Consider the following 12,300-nt stretch of genomic DNA (forward strand, 5'->3'; position numbering starts at 1 on the left):
GGCAAAAATAAAAAGACCAAATGAATTAAATATCCATCTGGTCTTTCATTTGTTTTAATATTTTTTTCTCTAATCGCGATACTTGAACTTGGGAGATACCTAATCTTCCTGCCACTTCTGATTGAGTTTGGTCTTTATAATATCGTAAATATACGATAAGCTTTTCTCTTTCATCTAGTTCTTCTATCGCTTCTTTTAACGCAATCTTTTCAAACCATTTCCCATCATTCGTATCGGAAATTTGGTCAAGAAGTGTAATCGGATCCCCGTCATTTTCGTATACTGTTTCATGAATTGATGTTGGAGCCATAACCGCTTCCTGCGCTAACAAAATTTCTTCCACAGGAATTTGTAAATATTCGCTAACCTCGTATACGGTCGGTACTCGTCCGTATTCTTTTGATAATTCATCCTTCGCACGGCGGATTTTATTACCCATTTCCTTTAACGAACGACTAACTTTAATTGTCCCATCATCTCGTAAAAACCGTTGGATTTCTCCAATAATCATTGGTACTGCATAAGTTGAAAACTTTACATCATAAGATAAATCGAATTTATCAACCGATTTTAGCAAACCAATACTACCAATTTGAAATAAATCATCTGGATCATACCCACGATTTAAAAAGCGTTGAACGACAGACCATACGAGCCGCATATTTTTTTCAATAATTTTATTTCTTGCTTCTTGGTCGCCGGCTTGGCTTTGTTTAATCAATTCCTTGATTTCTTCATCTTTTAAGTACGTCTGACTTGAACCTTTTTTAACCTCCACATCCATTGGCAATACCCCTTAATTGCTCAGTGCTTTCGCTTTTGATAAATGCTTTTTTAAACGAATAACTGTTCCTTGATTTGGATGAGAGTCTACTGTCATCTCATCCATAAAATTCTCCATAATCGTAAATCCCATTCCAGAACGCTCTAACTCAGGCTTTGTTGTAAATAGAGGTTGCTTTGCTTCCTCAATATCCATGATTCCTAATCCTTCATCTCTAATTTCTAATTCCACATAATGACCATCAATTGTAACAGAAATATATACGATTCCATTTTCATTATTTTCATAGCCATGAATTATCGCATTTGTCACAGCCTCCGAAACTACTGTTTTAATTTCCGTTAATTCATCCATTGTCGGATCTAATTGTGCAATAAATGCTGCAACTGCTACCCTTGCAAAGGATTCATTTTCACTTATGGCACGAAACTGTAAGTGCATTTCATTGTTCATATTAGGCAACCCCCAATCGTTTTAAAGCGAATTCCTCTGTCGGCTCTAAGCGAATAATCTTAAATAATCCTGACATATTAAATAATCGCTCAACTGGGGGAGAAACAGCACAAACTACCATTTCGCCATTACGTTGTTTAATTTGTTTATATCTACCTAAAATAACTCCTAAACCAGAACTATCCATAAACATTAGGTTTTCTAAATTCATGACTAAATAACGAATATCATGCTTTTCAATAGTAGTAGAAACTTGGTCGCGTACTTGGTCAGCAGTATGATGATCTAATTCACCGCTTAAGCGGACACATAGTACATTCTGTTTCATTTCAAGATTAATATTTAGACTCACTATACACAGCCTCCTTCTCTTGTATAGTGAGTCAATTCGATATTAAAAACGCTAATTCCTTCTTATCGACAAAACTAGTGAAAATTCTTCTTTTTTTACAAAATTTCTACAAAGTTCTTTATTGAACCTTCGTGAACATTCCAAAGGAGCGTTTGAATAATGTCCACCAAGTGGCAGAATCCACATCTTCCTCCGCTATGATGTCACTTTCGGATAAGACCTTTCCATTCTTATAAATGGTTACCTTTCCTACTGGATCACCCTTTTTAATCGGCGCCTTCACCTGTAAAAAAGTAATTTCCTTTTGTACATCGCCAAGCTTATCACCTTTTTTATTGAGAATAGAAATTTGTTTATCGGTAATTCCATTAATAACCTTTGCTTGTCCTTTTTGAATTTTTGCTTTCCCAAGTACCTCTCCTTTTTGGAACATCGGTTTTGTTTCAAATTGACTAAATGCATAATCTAACATCTTTGTAATTTGTAAGTTCCGATCCTTTGGAGTAGGTGCTCCGAAAACAACGGCAATAACCCGCATACCATTTTTCTTTGCAGTTGCAGTTAAGCAATATTTTGCATCATTCGTAAATCCTGTTTTTAAGCCATCAACACCAGAATAAAAACGGACAAGACGATTCGTATTGACTAGCCAAAACTTTTTATCGGAATCCTCACGTAAATAAGATTCATATAGTCCGGTATATTTCGTAATGTTGTCATATTTCAGTAACTCTTTTGCTAGTTGCGCCATATCATAGGCACTGCTGTAATGATCCTCGCTCGGAAGACCAGTAGCATTTTGAAATTTAGTGTTTTTTAGTCCTAATGCCTTTGCTTTATCATTCATCATTTTTACGAATGCTTCCTCAGAACCGGCGATTCGTTCCGCCATTGCTACCGAAGCATCATTTGCAGAACCAATAGAAATTCCACGGAGAAGTTCGTCTACCGTCATTTCTTCGCCAGGCTCCAAAAAGATTTGTGATCCTCCCATAGAGGCTGCGTATTCACTTGTGCGTACCTTCTCATCTATGGAGATTTTCCCAGTGTCTAATGCTTCCATAATTAAAAGCATAGTCATTATTTTGGTCATACTGGCAGGTGGTAGTTCTTCTTGACTATTTTTTTCAAATAGGACCGCTCCAGTATCCTGTTCAATTAATATTGCTGATTTTGCATTATCAGCTAAATTAATTTGAGACTCCTCGGCAAAACTATTCGTTGGTTGAATAGAAACGTAAAAAAATATTGCTGCTATGGCTACCAATAAGAACCGTTTCATTACTTTCCCTCCACAAAATATTTGCTTTTCATAGTTTTGACACTAGCAAAATTACACATTCTTCCATACATTGTTTCCATTGGAATTTTTTTTATACAAAAAAAAACTGCACCAAAATTGTTAGTTTTGTATCTAACAATTTTGGTGCAGTTTAATTTTCGGAAAGTTCTTCTTTGTTATTTTATTTATTTATTATTTCATGAATTAATTTCGGAGCAGCAACAGGTTGTGGTGAGATTTTTATAGTATGATATAAAAGTTCTTTTACATCCTCGACATCCTCGCTATTCGCATGAATCACAAGTATTGGCTCACCTTGCTTTACTTGATCCCCAATCTTTTTTATTAACACAATACCAACGGAAAGATCAATAATCGATTCTTTTGTTTCTCGACCAGCACCTAAATGCATAGCTGCTGTACCAATTTCATCCGCTACCATTGACTCAATCCAACCAGCTTCCTTCGCCAAAAGCTCAATTTGATACTTCGCTTTTGGTAATTTTTCTGGTTGGTCAACTACAGATGGATCCCCACCTTGAGAAGCAATAAATGCTTTTAGCTTTTCTAATGCTTTACCAGATTGTATAGCATCCTTTAGAAGTTCCCTTGCTTCTTCAATAGAATCGGCTTTATTTGCTAAAAACACCATTTGACTTCCTAGTGTTAAACATAATTCCGTTAAATCTTCTGGTCCATCTCCATTCAATGTATCAATAGCCTCTTGTACCTCCAAAGCGTTTCCAATCGCAAAGCCGAGCGGCTGACTCATATCAGAAATAACTGCAATCGTATTTCGGCCAACATTTTTACCGATTGTTACCATTGCTTCTGCTAGTTTTCTTGCATCCTCTATCGATTTCATAAAGGCTCCAGCACCTGTTTTTACGTCTAAAACGATACAGTCTGCCCCAGCAGCTATTTTTTTACTCATGATGGAGCTCGCAATTAACGGGATACTATTTACTGTAGCGGTTACATCTCGCAACGCATATAATTTTTTATCTGCTGGTGTTAAATTACCGCTTTGTCCGACAACCGCTAGCTTGTTATCATTCACCAGTCGGATAAATTCCTCATTGGTCAATTCTACATGGAAGCCAGCAATTGATTCTAATTTATCAATCGTTCCACCAGTATGTCCCAATCCTCGTCCACTCATTTTCGCAATCGGTACGTCTAAAGCTGCAACGAGCGGTCCTAATACTAATGTAGTTGTATCACCTACCCCTCCAGTAGAATGTTTATCTACTTTTATTCCGTGGATTGCTGATAAGTCAATTTGATCTCCAGATTCCACCATTGCTTTCGTTAAATCGGCAATTTCTCTTTCGTTCAAGCCTTGGAAATAGATAGCCATTAATAATGCGCTTACTTGATAGTCCGGAATTCGATCTTCGGTATATTCCTTAATAAAATAACGAATTTCCTCTGTCGTTAATTCCAATCCATCCCGTTTCTTTTCAATAATATCAACAAATCTCACAATCATTCACCTTCTGCTTATGTATAGTAGATGACAGGCAGCAGATAAAACTGCTGCTGTCGATTGTTAAAAAATTATGTTCCCCTATTACTTTTCGGATATTTCAGCAAGAAAGCTCGTGCCAAATGCTGGACGTTTCACATCAAAGTTTTCAGCAACTGTTGCACCAATATCGGCAAATGTTTTTCTAATTGGTAATTCTTTTCCAGCTTTCATTTGTTTCGAATATACAAGTAATGGCACATACTCTCGTGTATGGTCAGTTCCATGGTGAATTGGGTCATTGCCATGGTCTGCTGTAATAATTAATAAATCATCATCCTGCATTAATTCAAATACTTCTGGAAGTCGCGCATCATATTCTTCTAAAGCTTTCCCGTAACCTAGCGGATCTCTTCGGTGTCCATATAACGCATCAAAGTCTACTAAGTTTAAGAAGCTTAAACCAGTGAAATCCATTTTTAATGTTTCCATAAGCTTATCCATTCCATCCATATTAGAGACGGTACGCAATGATTTCGTTACGCCTTCTCCATCATAAATATCGGAAATTTTTCCAATCGCAATACTATCAAATCCTGCATCCTTCAATTCGTTCATAACCGTGCGACCAAATGGTTTTAATGCATAGTCATGGCGATTTGCTGTACGTTTAAAATTACCTGGTTCTCCAACAAATGGTCTAGCGATGACACGACCAACCATATATTTTTCGTCTAGCGTTAGCTCCCGACAGATTTCACAAATTTTGTATAATTCATCCAATGGAACAACTTCTTCATGTGCAGCAATTTGTAAAACAGAATCTGCAGAGGTATAGACGATTAATGCTCCTGTTTCCATTTGCTCCTTGCCTAATTCATCCAGAATCTCTGTGCCACTTGCAGGCTTATTACCAATCACTTTTCTACCAGTTCTCTTTTCAATCACATCAATTAATTCTTTTGGAAAACCTTCTGGGAATACTTGAAATGGCGTTTCAATATGAAGGCCCATAATTTCCCAATGACCTGTCATTGTATCCTTCCCATTCGAAGCTTCTTGCATTTTTGTATAATAAGCGAGTGGCTGTGCCGCTTTCTCAATGCCTTTAATTTCTCGAATATTACTTAAGCCTAACTTTGCCATATTTGGCATATGAAGACCATTCATTTTTTCTGCGATATGACCAAAAGTATCTGCGCCTTTATCTCCAAATTTTTCAGCATCAGGTGCTTCCCCAATACCAACAGAATCCATAACAATTAAAAATATCCGTTTATAAGACTGGCTCATGACCAATTTCCTCCTCAAAATAATATGTATGCCATTGCTGTATCGTGTAGTCAAAGTGATCTATTTCGCCTATAGTATAGCTTTGGATACAACTTACTATAATATGTAATATATGGAACACTTTCGGCTAATACTATTATTGTATATAATTTTCTTCCTTCCAACAACAAAAAGCCGCTATAAATAGCAGCTAATCTAAAATTGAAATCGGCTAAATGATTTCCAAGAAAATATTATTCTAATATACTATCATCACAAATTATTTTTCACTATGCACGTGGATGAAACTTACTATAAACATCCTTTAATCTTGTTTTAGTTACATGAGTATAAATTTGTGTTGTTGATATATCGGCATGTCCAAGCATTTCTTGAACTGCCCGTAAATCTGCCCCATTATCTAACAAATGTGTTGCAAAGGAATGTCTTAATGTATGTGGTGTTAATTCCTTCTTAATTCCAGCTTTATCTGTCAATTGCTTTAATATTTTCCAAAATCCTTGTCTAGACAAGCGATTTCCATGATGATTTAAAAATAAAGATTCGCTTTTCTTTTTCCGATTTGCGAGCTTCGGTCTACTCATTTGTAAGTAGTTTTCAATAGACTGGATAGAATGCGATCCGATTGGGATAATTCGCTCTTTATTTCCCTTACCAATACATCGAACAAATCCCATCGATAAGTGGATATCTCCTAAATTTAAATTGATCAATTCACTAACCCGCATACCTGTTGCATACATAAGCTCTAGCATCGCTTTATCACGTATCCCATAAATAGTCGAAAGATCGGGTGCTACTAATAAGGCTTCCACTTCTTGTGTATTTAAAACTTTTGGTAATTTCAACTCTTTTTGCGGTGTTTCGATATGTACAGTCGGATCATTTTCGGTCACTTTTTCTCGAAGCAAAAATTGATGATATGAACGAATCGATGCAATATGCCGAGCAATGGTTCGCGAAGATTTTCCATTTGTTTTTAAATTTCCTAAAAAATGCATAATATGTGTTCTAAGAACATCATTAGGATGCACGATTTGTTCTTCTTGTTTTAAAAATGCTGCATAGCTTATCAAATCACGTTTATACGATTTGATTGTATTTTCTGCCAATCCCTTTTCAACAATTAAAAAATGTAAAAAATCATTAATTTGGTCATTCACACAAATTACTCCCCATCTAAATAAAACAGTAATAGTCGATTATACCAATGATAGTTCTCGTTTGCTCCATCCGAAACAACACTAATTGCTTTTCCATCTGGTTCATCGTAGCGATGATAGTCTTGATACTCTTGCGTTACCCACATAATAGCATAATAAAAAAGAATCGTACATCCAGTAAATAGAAGAAATACCTTTAACGTTTTAAAAATTAGCTTAATCGAATTTTTCATCTTCTCTCGCACCTTTAACAATAATAATCATTAGTACAACTTATGCCAGAGAAGACAGGTTTTATACTTATCGATTCCATTTTTCTGAAATATAAAAGAAAAAGCAATGATATTAGGGTGGCTAATGTCATTGCTTTTTAATAGTCTCCTATTTAAATAGACGTTTTTTCGGGATTCAACGGAGTAACTTCCGCGTGTTTCGTTTGACAGTTTCGACAAACACCGTGGAAAGTTAGTCGGTGATCTTTTACTAAAAAATTCCATCTTTCTTCTACAATCGCTTCTACATCTTCCAATAAGTCTTCTTGAATTTCTTCAACTGAACCACATTCAATGCAGACGAGATGGTGGTGAAAATGTGCTGCACCCTCTTGCCGTAAATCATAACGGGACACACCATCACCAAAATTAATTTTATCTACTATTTTTAATTCTGTTAATAATTCAAGTGTTCGATAAACAGTTGCCAACCCGATTTCTGGTGATTTTTCTTTCACGAGGAGGTATACATCTTCTGCGCTTAAATGATCCTCTTCATGTTCGAGCAACACACGAACGGTTGCTTCCCTTTGAGGAGTTAGCTTATAGCTGGATGTATGTAACTGCTTTTTGATTTTCTCAAGACGATTTTCCATAAAGATAGCCCCTCCCTCGCAATGTATATTCATTATAACAAATGATTAGGGAGTTGCAAATGAAAATAATAATAAATTACATTTAATAATAATTATTTTTTAATAACTATTATAATCTATTACTTTAATTTAATATATTTAGCAGCCCTTTCATTAAATGTGGCGTAAAATAACCTTCAATAAACGCTGCAACACAAAGGAATAGAACTGCAACACCAAAAAACATACAATATCGGACAAGCATTGGTCCAAACGGCTGATATAATGATTTAACAAATAATTTACGGATCATTTGTAATGAGAATGTAACGGAGATTACAGCAACAGCTATAAAAACCGGAATCGTAATAATATTTTGCGGTAGGACGGAAACAAAGGAGAGAAAGAACCCTTTCCAGCTCATTTGTTGTACTAAAAATCCTACTGTAAAACCAATAACCATCCCTTTTAAAAATAAAAGCACTAATATAAAAGGTAGTCCAATCATAGATATACCGAGTATCCACATTAACCCAATATATTTTGCATTATAGCTTAACGTATGGATAAATACATTATTTGCAGAAACTAAATCCCCTTGACGAAGTTGTCCAAAAAATTCATTTAAAAAATAAAATAAGTCACTTTTTTGTGTACCACTTAAACTATTCACTACAATTGCACCAAATATAACACCCATTAAAAATAGTACCGTATGAAATATATAGATTGAGGAATATTCTTGCAAATGTTTTGTTATAAAATTTGGCTGCATCCTTTTTTTCATCATTACTTCCTCCTTCAATCAACTTACTAGATTCTATGATTTACTAGAAGGAAGTATTCTAATAATAGGAATGTTTTCTCGTTTTTCGCTTTGTATTTCTCCTAACAAAAGATTGTCTAGCGAACCATTTGTTTTTCCATATTACTTATGCTTGATTTTCCCATAGCGCCCACCACCACCAGACTCCAATAATAGCTCTCCATTACGTGCTTTTATTATGTAGGAGACTGTTTTTTCGGGAATTATTTTTAACAAGTCTGATTCATTGGCATTGTGAATAATTTCCATTTCCGTACCAAATGAATGTAATAGCTTCGCCAACGTTTTCGGTCCAATCCCTGGTAAAAAATCTAAAGGTACTTGGTGGACATACGGCGGACGTACCGGGTGGTCATTTGTATCGGTAAGCTCTGCTATTCTTTCTGATACCCCTTTAACCTTCTGCTTTGATCCACAATGTGGACATCTATCCATCTCCTCTGTCATTGGTGTCACACATTTTGCACAGGTTGTCCGATAATATTTTCCAAGCAATGGATCCAATCCGTAATTTACCATTATCTTCCGACCTGCTTCGCCACGAAGTGCTTTTGTCAATTCCGAAAAACTACCATTTTCTATAAATAACGCTTGATATTCACGGCCAATTTTCGGTAAAGAGTGGGCATCTGAATTTGTTATATATGGATAGCGATGCAATTGCTTCAAATGGTCTGCCATTTTCGTATCGGAGCTAAGTCCTAATTCTATTGCATCAATTTTATCTGGATAGAAAACTTCTGTTAATTTTTTTTCTACTCCACGACCAAATAAACTCTTAAATGGTGTAAATACATGTGCGGGAATAAATAAGCCATCAAGTGCTTTCACTTGTTCCTGTAATTCTCTTCCAGTTGTATATATTCTTTGTGAGCTTAAATGAATATTTTTTAATTGTGTGGCAAGCCATGCTGAAAATGCCTTCATCTTCTCTAGTGAAGGCAAATAGCATAATAAATGGATTGGTCCTTTACACGATAAATCATAGATTTCCAGTTCACTTCCCATAATAAGCGTCGTTTTTCCTTCAAATAGTAGTCCGCCATCCTGCAACGGCTCAAGGGAACCCTTTTGTATTAATTCTTCTATTTCCTCTATTACTTCAGGAGAATGACTATCAATTACCCCTACAATGTCAATTCCCTTTTGATATTTCGCCGTCTGCAGAATATTTGTTAATGTTAAATTTTTCGAGCCTGTTATTTTTACCGCACGCCCAGATTTTGTGCGTCCGATGTGGATATGTAAATCTGCGAAGTATCGTTTCATTCGTTTATTTCTCCAATGTTTTTAGCATTTGCCAATATTGTACGGCGTACACCGTTTTTGCGTCATAAATTTTCTGTTCTGCCACCATTTGCTGTGCTTCTTCAAAGGTTACTTCTAAAACATTTACGAATTCATCTTCGTCAGTATGTAAACGGTTTTCTAATTTTAACCCATCTGCTTTGTATATATGTAACAATTCATTAGCAAATCCTGGAGAAGTATAAAAGGAAGTAAGATGTTCTAAAGCAGTACAGGAATAACCAGTTTCTTCCTCTAGCTCACGAGCTGCCGATCGTTCGGGTAATTCACCTTGTTCTAACTTTCCTGCTGGAATTTCAATTAGTGTACGTTCCAATGGTTTTCGATATTGTTCTACCATAATCATTTTTCCTTCATCCGTAATTGCAATAACTGCTACAGCACCCGGATGCTTCACAATTTCTCTCGTGCTCGTCTTTCCATTTGGTAATAGCACCTCATCCACTTGTAATTGGATAACCCTTCCATCGAAAATCTTTTTACTACTTATCGTTTTTTCTTCAAATATTTGCATTTATACATCCTCCAGTTCTATCTAATCGCTTAGTTTCATATAGTTTACCATATTTTATTTACTTCTATATATGAGAATCCCTACATCTACTGGAACCTCGATAAATATAATTACGAATGCTATCTTCACTGGGGGAATTGTTATGAAAAGAATTATCTTATCCGGAAAAGCTTGGGAAATTCGCCATCTATTAAAACAATACGCCAAACAATATCAATACGTAAGCGATTGGATAGAAGCACAAGAGCAGGAAAGCGGAGTCCATTCAAAACAAATGCTGTTCTCTAAAGGCTTGGTGATTTTTAGAGATAATAAATATTGAATGAACTGTAGAGCAGAATGAATACACGGAGACTCCCATGGGGGAGTTAAACTTCTTCTATCAATTTTACTATCTATAGACTCCTAATTCTATATAGTTGCTTGTCTTACCGGTACATACTAAAATGAAGAAAACGTATGTTGAGGTGACACGAAATGGAAACAAGAAAATTAGGAAAGTCTGATCTATTCGTTTCAAAGCTTGGCCTTGGTTGCATGTCACTAGGGACAGAGGAAAGGCATGCAACAGAAATCATTCATACCGCACTAGATGCAGGTATAAATTATTTCGATACTGCAGATTTATATGATGTCGGTGTGAATGAACAAATAGTCGGGAAAGCGTTAAAACATGTACGTGATCAAGTCATTATTGCAACGAAGGCAGGTAACCGTTGGAAAGAAGATAAAAGCGGCTGGTATTGGGATGCCTCTAAAGCTTACATAAAAGAAGCCGTAAAACAAAGCTTAAAGCGACTTGGAACCGAGTATATCGATCTGTACCAATTACACGGCGGTACAATGGAAGATCCAATCGAAGAAACAATCGCTGCTTTTGAAGAGTTGAAGGCAGAAGGATTGATACGCTATTACGGGATATCTTCTATTCGTCCGACGGTTATACATGAATTTGTCAAGCACTCCAATATAGATTCCGTCATGATGCAATATAGTATTTTAGATCGCCGCCCAGAAGAACAAGCAATGCCATTACTACATGATCACGGAATTAGTGTCATTGCCCGCGGACCGCTCGCAAGAGGATTGCTTAGTGAAGCGATGCTAACAAAAGCTTCAGAAGCGATTAAGAAAAATGGATATTTGGAGTATAGCTACGAGGAACTAAATGATATTATCCCTAAACTAAAGGAAAAGGTAGCTAACAATCGTTCCTTAACATCTGTAAGTTTACAATATGTTTTGAATAATCCTGTTGTTGCTTCCGCAATCGCTGGCGCAAGCTCTGTTGCACAATTGAAAGAAAACATTGCATCTAGCCAAGCATCTCCACTAACAACGGAAGAAATACAGCTCGTTCAAAAATTAACAAAAACAACTGGATATAGAGAACATCGTTTAGGCTAATTAACTTTCATTCATTACACCTAGTAAAAGTGTATATCCTCTATCTATTTGTGGAGTAGTATATTCTCTAATAATAGTGGTATAATTTGGAGGAAAACTTATTACATACGTATTTGGAGGAATTATGCTTACTTTTGAAGAAAAACTTGCTATAATTGAATCTTTTCCAGAATTACAACGAAAAGATGTATCCCTTAACCGGGTGAATTTCCATTATGAAGAAAGCATAACCGATAAAAAAATAGTGGTATACCATCTTCATCCTAATGGTAACGGATTTGTGTATGCAGAGCGTATAGACGATAACAGCTATCCGCTTGATCATAAAGGCATGGTAAATATCCGTGATTTTTCGGAGGAAGCGTTAAAAAAAATTATTCGTGAATCGATTGCATCGCTTTCCGAAAAGGAACCAATTGTAGAAACTTGGGTGAATGATGATAATCAAACACTAACATTAGTGTACGACTTCGATCTTTGGAATATTTATGCTGGAGAAATGCTAGACGGAACGTATACAACCTATAATGGTGCAACAAACTACCTTCAGCAAGAGGGATTTCGCCGAGTATAATACATATGAAACAAAAAAATGAACCTTCG

General features: G+C 35.9%; 14 protein-coding genes and 1 pseudogene. 3 read left to right on the top strand and 12 right to left on the bottom strand.

All coding sequences use genetic code 11. The features are described 5' to 3' along the window. Positions 1-25: 25 nt before the first annotated feature. From sigF to OEV98_RS09375, 12 genes are all read right to left on the bottom strand, one after another. Entirely contained in the window at positions 26-784 is a 759-nt protein-coding gene (gene sigF / locus OEV98_RS09320; protein ID WP_263073001.1) for an RNA polymerase sporulation sigma factor SigF, read from the bottom strand. A gap of 12 nt (positions 785-796) precedes the next feature. Continuing rightward, positions 797-1,237 carry an anti-sigma F factor gene (spoIIAB, locus tag OEV98_RS09325; RefSeq protein ID WP_263073002.1) on the bottom strand — a complete coding sequence of 147 codons (441 nt, stop codon included), beginning with the start codon at positions 1,235-1,237 and terminating at the stop codon, positions 797-799. Position 1,238: 1 nt separating this feature from the next. Then, positions 1,239-1,589: an anti-sigma F factor antagonist gene (spoIIAA, locus tag OEV98_RS09330; RefSeq protein WP_263073003.1), complete on the bottom strand. Its 351-nt coding sequence runs from the start codon at positions 1,587-1,589 to the stop codon at positions 1,239-1,241. Positions 1,590-1,707: 118 nt separating this feature from the next. Then, the gene (locus OEV98_RS09335; protein ID WP_263073004.1) at positions 1,708-2,871 is read right to left on the bottom strand and encodes a D-alanyl-D-alanine carboxypeptidase family protein; all 1,164 of its coding nucleotides are present in this window, start codon (positions 2,869-2,871) and stop codon (positions 1,708-1,710) included. Positions 2,872-3,052: 181 nt separating this feature from the next. Then, positions 3,053-4,357 (bottom strand): pyrimidine-nucleoside phosphorylase, encoded by a 1,305-nt coding sequence (locus OEV98_RS09340; RefSeq protein WP_263073005.1) that lies wholly within the window; start codon positions 4,355-4,357, stop codon positions 3,053-3,055. Positions 4,358-4,444: 87 nt separating this feature from the next. Further along, positions 4,445-5,632 carry a phosphopentomutase gene (gene deoB / locus OEV98_RS09345; RefSeq protein WP_263073006.1) on the bottom strand — a complete coding sequence of 396 codons (1,188 nt, stop codon included), beginning with the start codon at positions 5,630-5,632 and terminating at the stop codon, positions 4,445-4,447. A 269-nt stretch (positions 5,633-5,901) separates the two neighbouring features. Continuing rightward, the gene (gene xerD, locus OEV98_RS09350) at positions 5,902-6,795 is read right to left on the bottom strand and encodes a site-specific tyrosine recombinase XerD (protein ID WP_263073009.1); all 894 of its coding nucleotides are present in this window, start codon (positions 6,793-6,795) and stop codon (positions 5,902-5,904) included. A 5-nt stretch (positions 6,796-6,800) separates the two neighbouring features. Next, complete coding sequence (locus tag OEV98_RS09355) at positions 6,801-7,028, bottom strand: YqzK family protein (RefSeq protein WP_263073011.1); 228 nt, start codon at positions 7,026-7,028, stop codon at positions 6,801-6,803. Positions 7,029-7,180: 152 nt separating this feature from the next. Next, on the bottom strand, positions 7,181-7,663 hold the full coding sequence (fur, locus tag OEV98_RS09360) for a ferric iron uptake transcriptional regulator (protein ID WP_263073012.1): 483 nt from the start codon (positions 7,661-7,663) through the stop codon (positions 7,181-7,183). A 124-nt stretch (positions 7,664-7,787) separates the two neighbouring features. Further along, complete coding sequence (gene spoIIM / locus OEV98_RS09365; RefSeq protein WP_263073013.1) at positions 7,788-8,429, bottom strand: stage II sporulation protein M; 642 nt, start codon at positions 8,427-8,429, stop codon at positions 7,788-7,790. 141 nt (positions 8,430-8,570) lie between these two features. Further along, complete coding sequence (locus tag OEV98_RS09370) at positions 8,571-9,737, bottom strand: endonuclease Q family protein (protein ID WP_263073014.1); 1,167 nt, start codon at positions 9,735-9,737, stop codon at positions 8,571-8,573. A 4-nt stretch (positions 9,738-9,741) separates the two neighbouring features. Continuing rightward, complete coding sequence (locus OEV98_RS09375) at positions 9,742-10,290, bottom strand: NUDIX hydrolase (protein ID WP_263073015.1); 549 nt, start codon at positions 10,288-10,290, stop codon at positions 9,742-9,744. Between the two features lie 142 nt (positions 10,291-10,432). Between OEV98_RS09375 and mciZ the strand changes: the two are divergent. The 3 genes and pseudogenes from mciZ to OEV98_RS09390 all read left to right on the top strand — a co-directional run. After that, a pseudogene (gene mciZ / locus OEV98_RS09380) lies at positions 10,433-10,540 on the top strand (Z-ring formation inhibitor MciZ); the annotation flags it as partial. Positions 10,541-10,767: 227 nt separating this feature from the next. Beyond that, a complete protein-coding gene (locus OEV98_RS09385) occupies positions 10,768-11,697 on the top strand; it encodes an aldo/keto reductase (protein ID WP_263073016.1) in 930 nt (309 codons plus the stop codon). Positions 11,698-11,821: 124 nt separating this feature from the next. Next, positions 11,822-12,271: a hypothetical protein gene (locus tag OEV98_RS09390; RefSeq protein WP_263073017.1), complete on the top strand. Its 450-nt coding sequence runs from the start codon at positions 11,822-11,824 to the stop codon at positions 12,269-12,271. Positions 12,272-12,300: the final 29 nt, after the last annotated feature.

This window comes from Perspicuibacillus lycopersici, from assembly GCF_025660475.1.
Taxonomy (GTDB): Bacteria; Bacillota; Bacilli; order Bacillales; family Caldibacillaceae; genus Perspicuibacillus; species Perspicuibacillus lycopersici.